The organism is Rapidithrix thailandica, from assembly GCF_039710355.1.
Taxonomy (GTDB): domain Bacteria; phylum Bacteroidota; class Bacteroidia; order Cytophagales; family Flammeovirgaceae; genus Rapidithrix; species Rapidithrix thailandica.
In genome coordinates this window covers 81023-100560 of record NZ_JBDKWZ010000003.1, presented here as the reverse complement: position 1 = coordinate 100560, position 19538 = coordinate 81023, and the positions used below count along the sequence as shown (strand labels likewise).

The 19538-nt window shown below is 42.3% G+C and carries 14 protein-coding genes; 9 read left to right on the top strand and 5 right to left on the bottom strand.

Annotated elements, in window-relative coordinates:
* Positions 1–90: 90 nt before the first annotated feature.
* Positions 91–672: a MiaE family protein gene (locus AAG747_RS06115; RefSeq protein ID WP_346820260.1), complete on the bottom strand. Its 582-nt coding sequence runs from the start codon at positions 670–672 to the stop codon at positions 91–93.
* Between the two features lie 190 nt (positions 673–862).
* On the bottom strand, positions 863–2281 hold the full coding sequence (locus tag AAG747_RS06110) for an MATE family efflux transporter (RefSeq protein ID WP_346820259.1): 1419 nt from the start codon (positions 2279–2281) through the stop codon (positions 863–865).
* 433 nt (positions 2282–2714) lie between these two features.
* Between AAG747_RS06110 and AAG747_RS06105 the strand changes: the two genes are divergently transcribed.
* Positions 2715–4076 (top strand): MDR family MFS transporter, encoded by a 1362-nt coding sequence (locus AAG747_RS06105; protein ID WP_346820258.1) that lies wholly within the window; start codon positions 2715–2717, stop codon positions 4074–4076.
* A 6-nt stretch (positions 4077–4082) separates the two neighbouring features.
* Here AAG747_RS06105 and AAG747_RS06100 read toward each other — a convergent pair whose 3' ends face one another.
* Positions 4083–6041, bottom strand: coding sequence for a PAS domain-containing sensor histidine kinase (locus AAG747_RS06100; protein ID WP_346820257.1), 1959 nt, complete (start codon positions 6039–6041; stop codon positions 4083–4085).
* A 554-nt stretch (positions 6042–6595) separates the two neighbouring features.
* Here AAG747_RS06100 and AAG747_RS06095 point away from each other — a divergent pair.
* The 7 genes from AAG747_RS06095 to AAG747_RS06065 all read left to right on the top strand — a co-directional run bounded on the left by AAG747_RS06095 (position 6596) and on the right by AAG747_RS06065 (position 15091).
* Positions 6596–8404 (top strand): 4Fe-4S binding protein, encoded by a 1809-nt coding sequence (locus AAG747_RS06095; protein ID WP_346820256.1) that lies wholly within the window; start codon positions 6596–6598, stop codon positions 8402–8404.
* 76 nt (positions 8405–8480) lie between these two features.
* Positions 8481–9170 (top strand): glycosyltransferase family 2 protein, encoded by a 690-nt coding sequence (locus AAG747_RS06090; RefSeq protein ID WP_346820255.1) that lies wholly within the window; start codon positions 8481–8483, stop codon positions 9168–9170.
* Positions 9146–10636, top strand: coding sequence for a cellulose synthase family protein (locus AAG747_RS06085; RefSeq protein WP_346820254.1), 1491 nt, complete (start codon positions 9146–9148; stop codon positions 10634–10636). Before AAG747_RS06090 ends, AAG747_RS06085 begins: the two co-directional genes overlap by 25 nt.
* A 48-nt stretch (positions 10637–10684) precedes the next feature.
* Positions 10685–11404, top strand: a complete 720-nt coding sequence (locus AAG747_RS06080; protein WP_346820253.1) for a TIGR04282 family arsenosugar biosynthesis glycosyltransferase — start codon at positions 10685–10687, stop codon at positions 11402–11404.
* 215 nt (positions 11405–11619) lie between these two features.
* Positions 11620–11955 (top strand): arsenosugar biosynthesis-associated peroxidase-like protein, encoded by a 336-nt coding sequence (locus AAG747_RS06075; RefSeq protein ID WP_346820252.1) that lies wholly within the window; start codon positions 11620–11622, stop codon positions 11953–11955.
* An 80-nt stretch (positions 11956–12035) separates the two neighbouring features.
* Positions 12036–13085, top strand: a complete 1050-nt coding sequence (arsS, locus tag AAG747_RS06070; protein ID WP_346820251.1) for an arsenosugar biosynthesis radical SAM (seleno)protein ArsS — start codon at positions 12036–12038, stop codon at positions 13083–13085.
* 269 nt (positions 13086–13354) lie between these two features.
* Entirely contained in the window at positions 13355–15091 is a 1737-nt protein-coding gene (locus tag AAG747_RS06065; RefSeq protein WP_346820250.1) for a GAF domain-containing protein, read from the top strand.
* A gap of 9 nt (positions 15092–15100) precedes the next feature.
* Here AAG747_RS06065 and uvrB read toward each other — a convergent pair whose 3' ends face one another.
* Together uvrB and dtd are read right to left on the bottom strand one after the other, a co-directional pair.
* A complete protein-coding gene (uvrB, locus tag AAG747_RS06060; protein ID WP_346820249.1) occupies positions 15101–17125 on the bottom strand; it encodes an excinuclease ABC subunit UvrB in 2025 nt (674 codons plus the stop codon).
* Positions 17126–17333: 208 nt separating this feature from the next.
* The gene (gene dtd, locus AAG747_RS06055) at positions 17334–17786 is read right to left on the bottom strand and encodes a D-aminoacyl-tRNA deacylase (RefSeq protein WP_346820248.1); all 453 of its coding nucleotides are present in this window, start codon (positions 17784–17786) and stop codon (positions 17334–17336) included.
* A gap of 166 nt (positions 17787–17952) precedes the next feature.
* Here dtd and fumC point away from each other — a divergent pair, with 166 nt between their 5' ends.
* Positions 17953–19344, top strand: coding sequence for a class II fumarate hydratase (gene fumC, locus AAG747_RS06050; RefSeq protein ID WP_346820247.1), 1392 nt, complete (start codon positions 17953–17955; stop codon positions 19342–19344).
* The last annotated feature ends 194 nt before the right edge of the window (positions 19345–19538 follow it).

The window sequence follows — 19538 nt, the reverse complement described above, 5'->3', positions numbered from 1 at the left end:
AAACCATCCGGTGCATTATGTTTTATGAACATCCCAACCCTTCTTCCTTCAACCCTTCAATCCTTCAATCCCTCAATCCTTCAACCTTTTTTAGTGCATTCTGCCTTCACGATACCCCAGGTTATTGATAATTTCGGCCTCTTCTTTCAAGATTTCCTGCCAGCGTTGGTCTACAATTTCCCGGTCTTGGTAGTGACGGGCCAATTCAATGAAAGTAGTATAATGACCGGCCTCGGAAACCATCAATTCATAATAAAATTTTTGCAGGTTTTCATCGTCCAGGTTTTGCCACAATAACTTAAACCTTTCACAACTTCTCGCTTCAATCAAGGCACAAATCAACAATTTATCCGTCAATTGATTTTCATGGCCTTGGCCTTTTCTTTGTAATTTCAATAACTTATTGACATATTCGTCTTTCCGCATGCGGCCTAAGCCCAATCCCCGCTTTTTGAGTTCGTCCAGCACGCGTTCAAAATGGCTCCATTCCTCAGCGACAATGGGAGTGAGGGTTTCCACCAGTTTTTCTTTGTCAGGATATAAAACGATCAGGGAAATACAACTGGATGCGGCTTTCTGCTCACAATAAGCATGATCTACCAAAATTTCTTCAATATCTTTCTCAGCGACATTTACCCAGCGAGGGTCAGTAGGAAGTTTCAGATGTAACACGTCTCTTCGAATTTTGAACTATCAATAATAAATATGTTGCAAATATAGGCATGTTCCATCACGATCACACCTTAAACTAAGGATGAAGGGGAGAAGGGTTGAGGGATAGAAGCAGAAGAACAGAAGAAAGGACAGTAAACAGGAAGACCAATTAATATCTCATGGAAAGATACTGTCCCTCTTCATTATCTTATACTTTCATTTCTTTCCATTTGCCTCTTTTGAAAAGTGTAATACTCAACAGAGCCAAAATTGACAAAGAAATGGCAATGGATATAAATACCCCTTTAGGGCCCATATCAAAGGTAACGGCCATCAGATAGGCTAGCGGAATTTGAAACAGCCAACAACAGAAAAAGTTGATCAAGGTAGGAGTGCGTGTGTCTCCGGCTCCATTGAACGATTGGCTGATCACCATTCCGTAAGCAAAGAAGGCATATCCCAAGCAGATGATCCGTAAGCTTTGTATGCCATACTGAATTACCACGGCATCGTGGGTAAACAGTGAGACAAATTCCTGTGCCCAATAGATAAAAACCAATGATATAAAAGCCAAAAAGATCATGTTATAAAATGCCGAGCGCCATACGGACTTTTCGGCACGGTCGGGTTTTCCTGCTCCCAGATTTTGACCTACCAGAGTGGCCGCGGCATTTGCAATACCCCAAGAGGGCAATATTGTAAATACGATAATCCGGAATGATATGGTATAGCCGGCCAATGCTTGGTCTCCAAAAATGGAAATAATCCGGATCAAGAAGATCCAACTGGCCGATTCGATCAGGAATTGCCCCATTCCTCCCAGGCTGATTTTCATCAGGGAGCGAATAGTATTCCAGTGAACGGATATGACTTCTTTACAGAGACGTATGGTGTTCCCTTTTCGAAACAGAATATAAAATTGGAGCAATACACCTACCCCACGGCCGATGGTAGTGGCTACAGCGGCACCACTGACTCCCATAGCCGGAACCGGCCCCCATCCGAAAATAAACAAAGGGTCCAGGATGAGATTGAGTCCATTGGCTACCCAGAGCGCAATCATGGCCAGAAGTGCATCTCCGGCACCCCGGAAAATACCATTGATCAGAAATAACAGCATGATGGTCATGTTTCCGCCCATCAAAATGCGGGTATAATTGACTCCTTCGGCAATCAACTCTTCCGATCCCCCCATCATTCGAAGTATATCTTTGGCATATATCAGTCCTATGACTCCTAGGACTACAGAACTGGCGATAGCGAGAAGTATGGCTTGAAAGGCGACTTTGGAAGCGGCCTCCGGTTTCTTTTCCCCGATCCGTCTGGAGACCATGGCTGTAGCCGCCATGCTGATCCCGATGGCAATGGAATACACCACCATCAAAACAGATTCGGTCAGGCCAACGGTGGCCACAGCCGTTACACTCACTTTGGCGACAAAATAGACATCTACTACGGCAAATAAGGATTCCATCACCATTTCCAGCACCATAGGAATGGATAATAACAGTAGGGCACGATTAATATTTCCCGAAGTAAAATCGTGATCCCCTCCCTCGTTTAAAGCTTTTTTGAGAAAGGACAGGACATATTGGTGAGAAAAGCGTCTGGTAGTTTTCTTCGACATGTTGAGAAAAATTCTGTCTTTGATAAAATATCTATGGAAAAAATTGCAGTGAATCCCTCAAAAGATACCCGTGAAATAAGATCTCTTTTGATTAGGAAATGAAATATTCAAAGTCTTGAAAACGAGACTTCAGCATCATTGAGATACAAAAAACAACTCAATGCTTAATTGTTGAGGATTGAATGAGAGACGGATGTGTTTTAAAACACAAGGGTTGAGGTGCTGATAAACATTGTTCTAAATTTCTGTGAGAGCATGAATATAAAGAATGTTTTTGAAAATTCCTTTTGCTTACCTGATTTTAATTAAATAACCTTGATAAATATATAGAAGAATGTCTATGGATCGTTAATGCTTTCTTTATCTTTGTTACTTTTCAGGTTGCCAAAATCCCAAGCCTCTTTTTATCACCAGAAAATCAAGATTCCATTTTATGAACAAAAAAGCCTTTGCTACAGCCGGATTAATTATTGGAATATTTTTGGGTGCTTTGGAAGGAACAGTAGTGGCTACGGCTATGCCCAAAGTGATTGAGGATTTGGGTGGCAAACATTTATATGCACTCCCATTTGCCGTTTATATGTTGACTTCCACGGTATCCAGTCCATTGTGGGGGCGATTGAGCGATATTTTCGGTAGAAAGCGACTTTACCTAATGGGTGTCGTCTTGTTTGTGGTAAGTTCTATGCTTTGCGGCATTGCTTATAATATGTACTGGTTAATCGCCATGAGGGCTTTACAGGGAATGGGAGCCGGCTGCCTGATGACGTTAACCATGACTCTGGTGGGAGAGATGTATGGCTTGGCCGAAAGAGCCAAAGTCCAAGGCTATATCAGTGGGGTTTGGGGATTTTCGGGTTTGGTAGGACCTATGATAGGGGGCTTGATTGTAGACCATATCTCCTGGCATTGGGTATTTTTTCTGAACCTTCCTTTTGGCATCGTGGCGATGGTTTTAGTATACATGTTTTTGGAAGAAAAAATCGAATCGCACAAGGTGAAAATCGATTGGCCCGGGGCCATCCTGTTTTCATTGGGTACGGGCCTTTTGGTTTGGGGTTTGGATCAGGTTGTCATCTGGTATGTATTGTCAGGTTTAGCCTTGATGGGAATTGCTTTTTATTTTGAATGGAAACACCCTTCTCCTTTGTTGCCGATCACCAGTTTGCGTACCAATATTTCCCGGTTTAGTATTTTTAATAACTTGTTGGCAGGAGCAGCTTTTTTTGGCGCGATTGCCTATATTCCTCTATTTGTGCAAAGTGTAGCCAATAAAGATGCCAGCACTGCCGGAATTGTGCTAACCCCTATGATTGTGGGTTGGACCATTACCAGTGTGATTGGGGCCCGTCTCATCCATACAATCGGAATGAGCAAATTGATTGTACTGGGGTTTAGTATTTTACTCATTGGCTTTTCGGGTTTTGCTTTATTAGTACATCAGGGGCTTTATGTTTTGGCGGGAGTCGGCTTGGTAGTTGGTTGTGGTATGGGTTTCGGAATGTTGGGGACTTTGTTAATCGTGCAGGAAAATGCCACAGCCAAGGAGTTAGGGGCTTCTACCGCTGCCATTTCGTTTGCACGCACTATCGGTGGTGCTATCGGGGTTTCAACAATGTCTTTAATTATGGGGGAAGCCGTACAAACCGGGGGGATTGCTTTGGCCGATGCATTGCAAAAAGCATTTATCTTTGGGGCGGTTCTTACCTTGTTTGCCTTTATTCTAAGTTTGATGATTCAAAAAGCTTATACCCGACAACAAGAAATACCGGTGGCAGAGGAACTAGGTCAGTGATGGGGGCTACCGGCCTCTGATAAGGGAATCATGTTCCGTATGGAGCCTATGATGATGGTTGGGGATTTGTACTTCAAATGTAGTCCCGAAGCCTACCTCTGATTCTACTTGTATGGTGCCGTTCAACTTTTGTAAAGCCTCTTTTAAAATATAAAGGCCAATACCGGTTCCGCTACAGGCATTCGAGGCGCGGTAAAACATATCAAATATTTTGTTGAGGTGCTTTTCTGAAATACCAATACCGTTATCGCTGATTTCGAGTTTGGCATGTTGAGGGCTGGTAAACACTTTCACCTTTACAAAAGGAGCTTCTTCATAGGGGTTAAAATATTTGAAGGCGTTAGAAAGTAAGTTGCTGATAATGATATTCAAACGGTTTTGGTCGGAGAAAAACGGACCATGTTGATGAATTTCGATTTTTTTGTCAATTTGCTTGACCCCTTGCATATGGCTGAGTTGCTCCAGAAGTTGTTGAATGGTTTGCTCAAAGCTGATTTCCTGGATTTTTAATTCTTGCCGTGCATTTCGCGCATACTCCACGATATCACTGATAAAATTATCCATCTTTTGGAGGTTTTTCTTCTGGAGCTCCAGTAGCTCCCTGAGTTCATCCATTTCGGTGGAAAGGTTGGCCAATTCGATCAAACCCAGGGAGGAAGCAATGGGCGCCCGTAAGTCATGTGATACACTGTATACAAACCGGTCCAATTGCTCATTGGCTTGCAACAGTTGTTGGTTGTGCTCTTTTAAGGCTTCCTGTGCCGTATGGATTTCCGTGATATCTTTGGAATACATACAACAACCTAATACATTGCCTTTTTCGTCAATGATGGGATTAAAATTGGTCAAAAAATAGTATACTCTCCCTTGCAAGGTATAGTTTTCTTTAACTTCAAATTTTTTTCCGTCCAAGGCCATTGCATACCTGTCCAACCACAAGTCTTTGATAGAGTCGGAAATGATGTCAATAATGCGGTCACCGGGATGTACCGGACGTTGAAAATATTTTTCAAAGAGTTTGGAGAATGTTTCATTGGCAATGATGACCCGGAATTGGCGGTCAATCGACCAGATGGCATCTTCGGTATTGTTAATAATCGTTTTCAGGTTGGTATGGGCCGCTTTGATTTTTTGCTCATTTTCTATTTTTCCGGTTACGTCTTGAGCATGAACCAAAGCGCCAATGATGATTTTTTGTTGATAAATGGGAGAGACATCAAATTCGGCCCAGTAGTGATGCCCGTCTTGCTTTTTCAGTTTGAATACCGATTGGATTTCGTCTCCTTTCAAGGCGGCATCAAGGAGTTTTTTGTATTCGGCTAATCTCAATCCTGTGGGAATATAGCGAAAGGCACTGGTGCCAATCCTGTATTGCTGTCCGAAAATTCTTTGTGAATACTTTTGATGGCAATCATTCACCAACAAAATCCGGTATTGATTATCAATAGCAAAAATACCCGTTTCACCTGCATTCAGCACGGCATTATAATAGGCAATACGCTCGCTAAGCTTGTCTTCAAAGACATGGAGGTCTTCATTTTTGATTACCGTAAAAAGAAATGCTTCCGGGAAGTTATTTACATTCCAACGGAGGGTTTTTGCGCGTACTGAAATCCACTTCCACCGCATTTTCCGGTTTTTGACTTTAAAAGAGTGTTTACTCTCTCCGTTAGTAAGTAATTGTTTCCAAAAATTTTTAAAAGGGCCCTGACAGGACGGATGAAGTTTTTTTCGAAAGTTTTCACTTTTTCCCCAATATTCTAACCGGTGTCCTAAAAATTTTTCCTGATTGACAAACTCTATTTTACGAGTGGAATAATTTAATACAAACACCAAGGCCGATTGTTGAGAAAGTAACTGTTGCATAGCCTCCTGACTCACCACTTGATTCAGCTTTACCGTAACATCTTTCCATGAAGAATTACCGGGGCCTTTACCCTCTATTAAGGAAAAGTGAGATGCCATAACTTGTATGCTAGAATGAGTTTCCGGTTAATTTAGATTAAGAGTATGTTTAAATTTTATCCTTTGGGTCAAAACCTCCCCTTTCAGAAACCTCAGCTCAGTATTTTGAGAATCCTACACTGAGAATTTTTACCGCCAAAAAAGAATTTTAAACATGATCTAAGCTTTGATTAAAGTAATGGTCAGTTCTTTTGACTACAGGCCAAACCCCTAGAAGAAATTTAGATAATGCCCTATAGCGGCGCGGGTTTATTCCATTACATATCATAAAGTGCGAATTGAGTCTATCATATAGGTGTGAACGACCTGAAATTACCAAATTTATTGAATTTTTTCAAGTGTTTCGAGTATTAAAAAAAATATTGTCAGGGCTCTGACACTTCCTCTTGATGCTTTTGATTAGTATTGTAAAGGAGCTTAAAAAGAAGTGTTTAAGCAGGTGCGAATTCAAGTTTTGGCCTATATGCACTCTTGACAGACCGTTTTTGTGAGGGGGCTGATCCGGGATGGCATCACACAGGATTGTTGTTATGACTATTTATAAAAAGAAAGCCATGAGTATTCAAAAATTGGGTTTATCTGCATTCATTTTGGGGTTTGCCATTTTTAATATTTCTATTTTCTGGACCTCCTATCAACTTACCCCGGAGATGTTGCGACAACAACTTTCCAAAGAGGTGGACTTTGTTAACCTCAAAGAAAACGCCACTGTGTTGTTAACTCAGGAGTATCAAAATAGCTTTTCTTTTGTAGCCGGTTTACATAAGTTATTTGACAAGACGAATAACCGGCTTACGAAGCAATACGGAATCAGTCAAGAAGAAGTCTCACAAGTCATAAAGAGCCAAACCGAGAGTTTTCCGTTGACGTTCAATCTATCACAAGTAGTAGAGTCATTGTCCGGAGAAGGAGAAGCCTTGGTGTTCCGGCAAAAAGTGTTGAGGGATTATGCCGGCTGGATGGATGGAAGAGAATATGCCAATAATGAGGCGTTGGAGCAAGATTTTTCCAATGCATTGAAGGGAGTTCAACTCGAGGTATTAAAGACCAAAGGGTTTGACGAATATCAAATAAAAACCTTGATGTTTGCATTGACCAAAGCAGCGGCAAAGGGGCCTGTCAAATCTCATCCTGTACTTTTTCTTTGGCTCACCTATGGGTTGTGTCTATTGGGGGCGATGATGTATTTGCTTCCCAAATCCAAAGAGCTTCCCGGTATCAAAAACAATCGCATATTTCAGCGGTCCATGACCAACCGGGGTTGGCTGGGAATATTGACCGGGACGTATCTCATCGCATTTTACATCGTATTGTACTTCTATCCGGAGCATATGAGCAACTGGATTGTGATGGTGGATCCCCTGAGTGAAGTGTTGAGTGGCAATCCGGCCAGTCAGTGGTTTTTATATGGTTATATCTATACTTTGGCGATTTTGGTAATGGGTGTGCGGATGCTCATCAAATACCGGCATAGTCGCTATCAGTTACTACGGACTTTTTCAGTGATGTTTTTTCAAACGGCATTTGCCTTTTTGATTCCGGAAATTCTGGTGCGTTTGAACCAACCGTATTACGATTTTAAAAACATCTGGCCGTTGGATTATGACTTCTTTGATGCCTGGCATATCAATCAACTCAGCAGTGCCGGGGGAATAGGAATTTTTATGCTGGCTTGGGGAGTCACTTTGATAGTTTTAGGAGTGCCTGTGTTTGTTTACTTTTTTGGAAAACGTTGGTATTGCTCCTGGGTATGTGGTTGCGGGGGATTGGCCGAAACACTGGGTGACCCGTACCGGCAATTATCAGATAAGTCGCTAAAAGCTTGGAAAGTAGAGCGCTGGATGATTCATGGGGTGTTGGGGTTTGCCATACTGATGACGCTTGGAGTCTTGTACACATATTTTACCGGAAGTTATCAACTCTTTGGCCTGAGTACTGGCACCTTGCGAAGTACGTACGGCTTTATGATCGGATCTGTCTTTTCAGGAGTCGTCGGTACGGGGTTTTATCCATTGATGGGCAACCGGGTTTGGTGCCGGTTCGGATGTCCGTTGGCTGCTTATTTGGGTTTTGTGCAGCGCTTCAAATCCCGTTTTCGTATCACAACAAATGGCGGACAGTGCATTTCTTGTGGGAATTGTTCAACCTATTGTGAAATGGGCATTGACGTTCGTTGGTATGCCCAGCGGGGCCAAAATATCATTCGCTCTTCTTGTGTGGGATGCGGGGTATGTTCTTCGGTTTGCCCCCGGGGGGTGCTGAACCTGGAAGTACGTAGTGAAGAAGGCCGTTTTGGAAAAGCTGTATTGATCGGGAATAATAGTGTAGAGTTGGCTGAAAGCCAGAAATCTGTTATCAACTAACCTTCAAGAGAAAAACTTTTAACGGGTCATCTTTCATTTTTGACACCGGAACTATACGAAATTAATTATCATACTATTGAAACCAACTATCAAAGTAATCATTCCGGCTTTTAACGAACAGAATTCTGTAGGAAAAGTAATTAACGATATTCCAAAAGGCTGGGTGGAGGAAGTGATTGTGGTGAATAATGGCTCTACGGACGAAACGGCCAAGCAAGCAAAAGCGGCCGGTGCAACGGTACTGGACGAACAACAAAAAGGCTATGGAAATGCCTGTCTGAAAGGAATCAACTATCTTCGCAACCAGCATAAACCGATTGACATTGTCGTCTTTTTGGATGCGGATTATTCCGATCATCCCGAGCAATTGCCAGAGGTAATCAGTCCCATTCTTCACGAAGGGTATGATTTAGTGATAGGCTCCAGGGAGCTGGGGCAAAGAGCATCCGGCTCGATGACCTTTCCGCAAATATTTGGCAATTGGTTGGCCACGACCTTGCTAAAATGGTTTTATGGAGTAAAATTTACCGATTTGGGCCCTTTCCGGGCGGTACGATGGGACCAATTGCTGGCTTTAAACATGGTGGACCGCACGTACGGATGGACCGTGGAAATGCAAGTGAAAGCCGCTAAAAAAGCTTTAAAGTGCACTGAAGTGCCGGTAGACTATCGCAAACGGATTGGCTTTTCAAAAGTTTCGGGTACGGTGAAAGGCACGGTGATGGCAGGTTATAAAATTTTATGGACGATTTTCAAATACTTATGATCGTATATTGTATTCTGGTCATTTATATAGTTTCACTATCCTTTATCTTCTTTTTTAGTTTGAGCCAATTACACTTGGTGTTGTATTATCAAAAGGCTTTACGCAAAAAGAAAAAAGAGCAAGTTGTACCCACTCTCAAAGTATGGCCATGGGTCACTGTACAGTTGCCAGTGTACAACGAGTTGTATGTAGTGGAGCGGTTGTTGGAGGCAGTGGCGGATTTTGACTATCCCACTGAGCGCTTGGAGGTACAGGTATTGGACGATTCGGAAGATCAAACAGTAGAAATCATTGCTGAAAAAGTGAAAGCTTTACAAGAGCAGGGGTTCAATATTCAACATATTCGCAGAAAAGAACGGGTAGGTTTTAAAGCCGGTGCCTTGAATTATGGTTTGGACTGCTGTAAAGGGGAGTTTATTGCGATTTTTGATGCGGACTTTCTCCCGGAAAAGGATTTCCTGAGAAAGACCATTCCACACTTTACCCAAGACAATATTGGCGTGGTCCAAACGCGTTGGGGGCACGTAAATAAGGATTATTCTTTGCTGACTTCTTTACAGGCGTTTGGTTTGGATGCGCATTTTACCATCGAACAAGGGGGTAGAAGTGCTGCCAGAAGCTTTATCAACTTTAACGGAACCGCAGGGGTATGGCGAAAGTCCTGTATTACCTCTTCGGGCGGTTGGCAATACGATACACTTACGGAAGACCTGGATTTGAGCTACCGTGCCCAATTATGCGGATGGAAGTTTGTTTACCTGGAAGATGTTGTAGCTCCGGCAGAGCTACCCGTACTGATGCCCGCCATCAAATCCCAGCAATTTCGCTGGAATAAGGGTGCGGCAGAGTCCGCCAGAAAAAACCTAGGACAGGTGCTTAAAGCCCATTTAGGATTATCCAATAAAATCCATGCAACCTTTCATTTGTTGAATAGTTCCGTATTTGTTTTTTTGTTGATTGCTGCACTTCTGAGCATTCCCATACTCTTTGTGAAACAGCACTATCCGGAGGTGCAATGGGTAATTAATTTGGGAGGTGTATTCCTTTTGGGTTTTTTCTCCATTACCTACTTTTATTGGGTGGCTTCCAAGCGTTTGGTGCCGACCAAAACCACATGGTATTTTCTAAAGCATTTCCCATTGTTTTTGATGGTTTCTATGGGCTTGTCTTTACACAATGCCATAGCGGTGTTAGAAGGGTTATTAGGATTTAAATCTCCGTTCATCCGGACGCCGAAGTTCAATATTACCTCTGTCAAAGACCAATGGAAAGGAAATATCTATGTAAAGCCTAAGCTGAGTATTCTCAATGTGTTAGAAGGTTTGTTAGGAATTTATTTTTTGGGAGGGATTGTTACCGGAATATACCTGAAGGACCTGGGCTTCCTGCTTTTTCATGGAATGCTGGCATTGGGTTTTGCCCTGGTTTTTTATTATTCTTTAAAAGCCACTTTGAGGAGGGCTTGATACCGGTATAATTGTTACAACTTTATTTTACTTTGATAAACGAACAACGTGTTCACCTCAACTTCCCATATTGCCCTGATGCTTTTCAGCCGGACTCCCCGGGAAGAGAGTAAGTATAAAGTGCTGGACAAGGCATTATCACTTCAACAACAACTACAATTATATACGGCATTTCTTCGCAAAACCCGGAAAGAAGCTGAGAAAACAGGCTTGAAGGTTTTTATCATAGATGAAAAACGGCAACAGGGAAACAGCTTTGGAGAACGCTTTGCCAATGCCTTTGAACAATTGTTTTTGTTAGGGTATCAAGCAGTGATTGCCATTGGTAACGATTGTTTGTCCTTACGGGAAGAGGATATCCGGCAAGCCTGTGAGCAAGTTACCGCAGACCGTTTGGTTATCGGGCCTGCAAAAGACGGAGGGGTTTATCTTTTGGGAATGACCAAAGAAGTGTTTGACCGGGACCGGTTGACCCGGTTACGGTGGAACTCCAGTCACGTGCAAAGTGATTTAATTGCTTATAGTCAATTAGCGAATACTTCATTAAGTGCGCTGCGTTTACAGAGAGATGCAGATAACCTTCAAGACTTACAAGAAGTGTTGAAGGAGCCGGATGCAGATGTGCAATTTGTCAGACGGCTACTTTTCTATTTGTTGAATGACGATATATATATTCTTCTGCCAATTTTGATTTTTCCTTCCGGCTTCTATTTGAAAAACACCTACTACAGAGGCCCCCCTGTCAAATTTTCTATAAATATAAAATAGGCTGTTCTCAGTCTTTTGGCATACGATCAAGTATCGAGATTCTTGATTCAATTTCCTATGCAACTCAATTTAGCTAAGCTATTAAATTAAGAATACAAGAGTTGAAACTCTGCACTTATCCGGCATTTTGACTATGAATGTATACGCATATTTGATTTGTCAATCCGGATGGAGAGTAGGGTGATTTCATTTCATAAAAAAGTAATTGAAGAAACATGGAAAAAACATATTATAAACCCGAAGATTTAGGCAAATTTGGCGATATCAAAGAGTTTCAACCTGAATTAGCCAAGAAGTTTTTTGACTATTATGGAGATGTTTTCAAAGAGGGGGAATTGTCTCAAAGAGAAAAAGCCTTGATTGCTTTAGCAGTGGCGCATGCAGTACAATGTCCGTATTGTATTGATGCGTATACAACAGGTTCTCTGGAGAAAGGAGCTACGGAGGGACAAATGATGGAAGCCGTACATGTATCAGCGGCTATTAGAGGAGGAGCTTCATTGGTACACGGTGTACAAATGATGAACAAAGCCAAAGAAGTATTGATGTAGTCAACAGAAAGAGATGACCGGGGGCGTCTCATCGGCGTTTCCCGGTCAGTGTTTATCTTATAATTAACCCATTCAATGTTATGCAAAGCCTGAAGAAACAACATCATGAGCTTTCGGATACACTTATTCAGCTCAAAGTATTGAATAAGCCTCACGAAAGCGGAGAACAGTTTCCGAAGTTTGAAGAGAAATTACATAAAATTGGTTTGTATCCCCTTCATCCTACGGGTATTGAAATATTTCAAATGAACCTGGGGAAAATGTGCAACCAAACTTGTAAGCATTGTCATGTAGATGCCGGGCCGGACCGCAAAGAAATCATGACCCGGGAAACCATGGAGCAATGTCTGGAGGCTTTGAGCCATACCAATATCCAAACGGTAGATTTGACAGGCGGAGCCCCGGAAATGAATCCTCACTTTCGTTGGTTTGTAGAAGAAGTGTCCAAATTGGGCAAACACATCATGGTGCGCTGCAACCTGACCATTATTTTGGCCAATCCAAAGTACCACGATCTGCCCGAGTTTTATAAACAACACAAGGTTGAAGTTGTCTCTTCTTTGCCACACTTTTCCGCCATCCGTACAGATGCGCAACGAGGAAAGGGAGTATTCGAAAAGTCGATTGAAGCCTTGCATATGCTCAATCACGTTGGCTATGGAAAACCTGATAGCGACTTGGCTTTAAATCTGGTGTATAATCCTACCGGGGCGTTACTTCCCGGACCTCAACAGGGTTTGGAAAAGGAGTTTAAACAAAAGTTGAAGAGTACCTACAATGTAGATTTTAATCAACTGTATGTCATTACCAATATGCCAATCAGCCGTTTTTTGGATTATTTAATTCAAAGTGGCAACTACGAAGCCTACATGGACAAGTTAGTAAATGCCTTTAACCCATCGGCAGCAAAAGGGGTAATGTGCCGGAATACCGTTTCCATCGGTTGGGACGGTTATTTGTACGATTGCGATTTTAATCAAATGCTGGATTTGAACGTAGAAGGAAGTGTTCCGCAACATATTCGGGATTTTGATTTTGGCTCCTTAAACCAGCGGAAAATCGTATTAAACCAGCATTGTTATGGATGTACAGCCGGAGCGGGTTCCAGTTGCGGAGGAGTAACGGTATAAACTGTTAGCAGAAGGTAGTAACAACCTGTTTCCGTCATGCATTTCCCCTTTCCAACAATCTTCATCTTTACTTAATCTAAAAAAATTGTACTATGTAAGGAATGAGGGTAATTTTGATTTTGTAAAAAGAATAACCTTTAATAGGCATTTCTTAGAAAGCTATTTTTAAAAATGCTAGTTTTGCACGGATTTTTACCAAATTGAACCAATTATCCTGATTCCCTATGCCTTTGCAATATTTTAATAAACTTTCAAAGCTCAAATACAAATTGTTATTTAGCTATTCCTTGATCATTTTATTAGGAGTGCTTTTTTGTGGTATTGCTTTATTAGTCAACAGGCGTATTACCCGGTATTCCCGTATTCAAGAAAAAATAGCTGAATTGAAATTACACCATGAAGCGGCATGGCGAGCTTACCAATCCATGTTGCTGGAAGACCTTATCCGTCCTGAGTTTATGACGAGTCAGCACAGCCCTAACACACTGCTTTTTGAAGAGCATGTAGAAGGAATTGTTCATTCTTTAGTGCGGATTCAGAAAAGTGAGTATGTAAGAGACGATGTAAATCTGTTGCGTACTTTGGCTACTTTTAAGCAAATTGCCGATGAGTATACTGCCCGTTTTTCGCAATTAAAGGAGAAACTGACCGAACGGGGATTCAAAGATCATGGAATGGTTGGCAAGATGAGGGAGTATGTACATGCTCTGGAAGAGATGCAGGAAATGGTTCCTTTAGCGGATATCCTGATGTTGCGCAGGCATGAAAAAGATTATCTGTTGCGAAAAGAAGAGAAGTATAAACTGAAGTTACAAAAACAGGCCGAGGCGATGCAAGTGATGATTGAGGGGATGGCTCTGGACCCCACTACCAAAAACCGGTTGAAAAATAAAATACAAGCATACTATCATCAATTTGAACAGATTACACAAATCGATCAGCGGATTGGTGTTAGCAATCAGGAGGGCCTGAAGGGGAAGTTACGAGAACAAGCTCAACAGATGGAGGCTCTCTGTGTACAGTTGAAAGAGCGTTCTACTCAAAAATATCATCAGGAAGTCAATTGGTTAAAAGGCGTGTTGTTAGGATTGGCTTTGTTGATTATTTTAAGTTGTGTGTTTATTACCTTCCGCGTTACCAAAGTCATTACCCAACCGCTTTCCGCTCTGACCAAGGCCATTGCCAATTCCGATAAAGGACCAAGCTATGTGGACAAATTATTAAAGGGGGTATCCACCAGGGATGAGATCGGAACCTTGATTTTTGCTTTTAAAAATATGTTGGGGGAAATTCAGGAGAGTGTTCGTTCGGAAAAAGAAAAAGCGGCTGAATTGGAATCCCTGGTACAGGAAAATAAAAACCGGCTTTGGATCAACGAACAAAGTCATCTGCTCAACGCTATTTTGCAAGATCCCGATAAAGAATTTAAAGAGATGCTCAATGCCTTTTTAATGCAATTGTTAAATTCCGCGGGCTTTTTGGTGGGAGCCATCTATTTAATCGATAAGGATGAAAAAGAGCAAGTGGTATTGACCATGGAGGCCTGTTATGCCTATCAGCGTAAAAAGTTTATTGAGAAATATATATACCCGGGAGAAGGAACGGTGGGGCAGAGTTATTTGGAAAAAGAAGCCATTTACCTGAGTGATGTTCCCAAGGATTATATTCAAATCCGCTCGGGATTGGGAGAAGATACGGCCCGGTATGTTGCGACCGTGCCGGCAGTATTTAATGAGCAAGTGGTGGCCGTTTTTGAACTGCTTGCTTTTCAAACACCTACGGACACTAACTTGCAATTAATTCAAAAGGCAATCAATGGTTTTGCCATTCAGGTGTATTCCAAAATCAATATACACAGAAATAAAATTTTGTTACAAGAAGCAAGAGAGCAAATTGCCTCCATGAGAGAGAGGGAAATGGATTTGAACCAAACTCTGGAAAGCCTCAGAGCTTCATACGAAACCCTGGAGCGAAAAGTAAACGAGCAAAAAGCCCCCGCTTTTTAAGTGAAAGCGTTAGCCCTCCTGATTTTTCCTTTTTTCCAGTTCAAACATTTCGTCACGCAAACGGGCCGCTTCCATAAAGTCAAGATCTTTTGCGGCTTTTTCCATTCTTTTCCGGGTTTCCTCAATAAGTTTATCGAGCTGTTTACCATCCAAGTAAGCTACCACCGGATCGGCTGCAGTCGTTTGCTCTTCTTCCGTATAGTACTTTTTCTTAGTGGATTTTTTGGAATCGGCCACTTTGGTTTGTCCCATAATGGCATCGGTGGATTTACCGATAGTTTTCGGAGTGATGCCATGTTTTTGGTTATACTCCATTTGTATCTGGCGTCTCCGGTTAGTTTCATCGATGGAAAACCGCATGGAATCCGTGATCTTATCCGCATACATGATTACCCGTCCTTCGGCGTTCCGGGCAGCCCGGCCGATGGTTTGGATCAGGGAACGCACATTTCGCAAAAAGCCTTCTTTGTCTGCATCCATAATGGCCACCAAAGCCACTTCCGGTAGGTCCAGCCCTTCCCGGAGCAAGTTAACTCCTACCAATACGTCAAAAACCCCCAGACGCAGTTCCCTTAAGATTTCTACTCTGTCCAAGGTTTTAACTTCCGAGTGGATGTAGCGAGCTTTGATACGAAGTTGATCCAGGTATTTTGTTAATTCCTCAGCCATTCGTTTGGTCAGGGTTGTGATCAATACCCGGTGGCCGGCTTTGATAACCTCATCGATTTCATCCAAAAGATCATCGATTTGGTTCACACTGGGACGTACCACAATCTCCGGATCCAACAAGCCCGTAGGCCGGATGATTTGTTCTACCACAACACCTCCGGCTTTTTGCAATTCATAGTCCCCGGGGGTGGCACTTACGTAAATGGTTTGACCTTCCATGCTTTCAAATTCGTTAAAAGTCAATGGGCGGTTATCCAATGCGGAAGGTAGGCGGAAACCGTAATCCACCAAGGATACTTTCCGGGAACGGTCACCTCCCCACATGGCCCGTACTTGTGGTACGGTGACATGACTTTCGTCAATCACCATCAGGTAATCGTCCGGAAAATAATCAAGTAGGCAGAAGGGTCGTTGGCCGGCCTGCCTCCGGTCGAAATAACGAGAATAATTCTCTACTCCCGAACAGTAGCCCAACTCCCGCATCATTTCCAGATCAAATTCGGTCCGTTCTTTTACCCGTTTCGCTTCCAGGTAGCGGTGCTCTTGTTCAAAGTAATTGATTTGTTTGACTAAGTCATCCTGTATCTCGTGAATAACGGTTTGCAAGGTGTCTTTTCCTGTCACAAACAGATTAGCCGGGAAGATGGCAATATCACTTTCCGAGGAGATTTTTTTCCCGGTTTGAGGATTAATGGTATGGATTTCTTCGATTTCATCGTCCCAGAAATAAATCCGGTAGGCAAAGTCGGCATAAGCCGGAAAGATGTCTACCGTATCGCCTTTGACCCTGAAATTACCTCGTTTGAATTCCGCTTCCGTGCGGCTGTAGAGAATGTTAACCAAAGCAAATAAAAACTGATTGCGGGGTACCGTATCTCCTTTGGAAATCCGGATGACATTTTTTCCGAATTCCTCCGGGTTTCCAATACCGTATATGCAAGAAACCGATGCGACCACAATGACATCCCTACGCCCGGTCAATAATGAAGAAGTAGCTGCCAAACGGAGTTTTTCAATTTCCTCGTTAATGGCTAAATCTTTTTCAATATAAGTGTCGGTTGTAGAAAGGTAGGCTTCCGGTTGGTAATAGTCATAATAAGAGATAAAGTACTCTACGGCATTGTCAGGAAAGAATCGCTTTAACTCTCCATACAGTTGGGCAGCCAGCGTTTTATTGTGGCTGAGTACCAGTGTAGGGCGTTGCACTTCTTGGATCAGGTTGGCAACGGTAAAGGTTTTTCCCGTACCGGTAGCCCCTAAGAGTACTTGATGGTTTTCGCCTTCATTGACACCCTTTACCAATTGCTCTATGGCTTTGGGTTGATCTCCGGTAGGTTCGTATTCAGACGTGATTTTAAATTCCATTTCGAAAGGCTTTTTAAGTAAGTAAGTTTGACCGTACGTAAATGCTGACGCAGAAATTTAGGAAAGAAGCCTAATAATGATTGCAAGAAAGACCAACTACCAAGCCCCGGACACTTTCTTGCCGCATAGCCTTAAAATTACATAGATTCCTGATAAGATTGAATACTGGGCGGAAATAGAATCAATGCCTGTGCGTCAAAAAGAGATATTACTTTTTGTTTTTCGTGTCAATAAGAATGGTAACCGGTCCGTCATTGACCAAGCTGACTTTCATATCTGCGCCAAATTCACCGGTTGCGATCGGTTTGCCTAACTTTTCTTGTAATGTACGGATCATTGTTTCATACAAGGGAAGAGCTTGTTCCGGTTTGGCTGCTTCAATATAGGAAGGGCGGTTTCCTTTCTTGGTATTGGCATGCAAGGTGAATTGGCTGATTAATAAAATGTCCCCGTTGACATCTTTGAGAGACAGGTTCATTTTATCGTCTTCATCACTAAAAATCCTCAAGTTGACAATTTTGTTACTCAGCCATTCTATGTCTTCTTGATTGTCTTCCTGTCCAATTCCCAATAAAATCATCAGGCCTTGTTGAATGCTTCCATTGCTCTCTCCATCAATTTTTACACTGGATTCGGATACTCTTTGAATTACTGCAATCATAACTGGTAAAGTGGTTTGTAATCGAGGCACTTTGATCGCTGGTGCCAGATCATTGTTTCATGATGAACTGTTTTCCGGATAGCTCCGATAACTAAATATTCTTTTGTAGTTTTGGCTATCGATTTACAAAAATAGTTTTCAAAACCATAAAATTTTTTTAAAGCTCATGGAATACAGAATAGAAAGAGATACAATGGGCGAAGTGCAAGTGCCAGCGGATAAGTATTGGGGAGCGCAAACGCAGCGATCTTTACAAAACTTCCGTATCGGTGAAAACCGGATGCCTTTGGAAATAGTGAGAGGTTTTGCCATCTTAAAAAAAGCGGCGGCCTTAACGAATAAAGATCTTGGCGTATTGGCGGCCGATAAGGCAGAGATTATCGGGAAAGTGTGTGATGAGATTCTAGCCGGTCAGCTTGACGATCAGTTTCCTTTGGTGGTATGGCAAACCGGTTCGGGTACTCAGTCAAATATGAATGTGAATGAAGTGGTAGCCAACCGGGCGCATGTATTGTTGGGAGGAACTTTGACAGATGAGAAAAAGAAAGTCCACCCGAACGATGATGTCAATAAATCTCAGTCATCTAATGATACATTCCCTACCGGAATGCACATTGCCGTGTACCAACAGGTAGTAGAGCTGACTATTCCTAAAGTACAAAAGCTACGGGATACTTTGAAGGAGAAAGCGGAGAAATTCAAAGACGTGGTAAAAATCGGAAGAACCCACTTTATGGATGCGACTCCGCTTACTTTGGGAATGGAGTTGAGTGGATATGTTTCGCAGCTGGATCACGGCTTGAACGCTTTGAACAATACGCTGGATCACCTGTCTGAGTTAGCTTTGGGAGGAACAGCAGTGGGAACAGGATTGAATACTCCGAAAGGTTATGCGGTAAAAGTGGCCGAAAAAATTGCGGAATTATCCGGTTTGCCATTTAAAACGGCTGAAAATAAATTTGAAGCATTGGCGGCACATGATGCTTTGGTGGAAACTTCAGGTGCATTGAAGCAATTAGCTGTAAGCTTGATGAAAATTGGCAACGATATCCGGATGTTGGCTTCAGGTCCTCGCTGTGGTATCGGTGAAATTCTGATTCCGGAAAATGAGCCGGGTTCCTCTATCATGCCCGGTAAAGTGAACCCAACTCAATGTGAGGCCCTGACCATGGTGTGTGCCCAAGTGATAGGCAATGATATGGCTGTAGCCGTAGGAGGGTCAAACGGACATTTTGAGCTTAATGTTTTTAAGCCTATGATGGCCTTCAATGTACTGAATTCGGCCCGTTTGATTGGCGATGCATGTGAGTCGTTTAACGATCACTGTGCGATAGGGATAGAACCGAACCACCAGGCAATCCAAAATAATTTGGAAAACTCACTGATGTTGGTAACGGCCTTGAATACGCACATTGGTTATGAAAATGCTGCTAAAATTGCGAAAAAGGCGCATAAGGAAGGTACTACTTTAAGAGAAGCGGCTTTGAGCTTGGGCTTATTGACCAACGAGCAATTTGACGAATGGGTAGATCCGAGCAAAATGATCGGTAGCTTATAAAGCCTGTTTTTTTAACAAAACAAAAAAGTGGAGTTGCTTTGGTAGCACTCCGCTTTTTTTGTGTTTTCTACGATTATTTAAGGAAATGTATTTAATTTTAGATGGAAATATCTTTAATTAGCAAGGAAATATTTTTTTAGCTATACATAGATCTATGATTTTTGTCTGTCCTATTTGTTTTTTCTCCGAAATAT

Coding starts and splice junctions, on each gene's coding strand:
- AAG747_RS06095 (WP_346820256.1), top strand. CDS start 6,596: ATGAGTATTCAAAAATTGGGTTTATCTGCATTCATTTTGGGGTTTGCC.
- AAG747_RS06100 (WP_346820257.1), bottom strand. CDS start 6,041: ATGGCATCTCACTTTTCCTTAATAGAGGGTAAAGGCCCCGGTAATTCT.
- uvrB (WP_346820249.1), bottom strand. CDS start 17,125: ATGGAATTTAAAATCACGTCTGAATACGAACCTACCGGAGATCAACCC.
- AAG747_RS06110 (WP_346820259.1), bottom strand. CDS start 2,281: ATGTCGAAGAAAACTACCAGACGCTTTTCTCACCAATATGTCCTGTCC.
- AAG747_RS06075 (WP_346820252.1), top strand. CDS start 11,620: ATGGAAAAAACATATTATAAACCCGAAGATTTAGGCAAATTTGGCGAT.
- AAG747_RS06105 (WP_346820258.1), top strand. CDS start 2,715: ATGAACAAAAAAGCCTTTGCTACAGCCGGATTAATTATTGGAATATTT.
- AAG747_RS06085 (WP_346820254.1), top strand. CDS start 9,146: ATGGACGATTTTCAAATACTTATGATCGTATATTGTATTCTGGTCATT.
- fumC (WP_346820247.1), top strand. CDS start 17,953: ATGGAATACAGAATAGAAAGAGATACAATGGGCGAAGTGCAAGTGCCA.
- arsS (WP_346820251.1), top strand. CDS start 12,036: ATGCAAAGCCTGAAGAAACAACATCATGAGCTTTCGGATACACTTATT.
- dtd (WP_346820248.1), bottom strand. CDS start 17,786: ATGATTGCAGTAATTCAAAGAGTATCCGAATCCAGTGTAAAAATTGAT.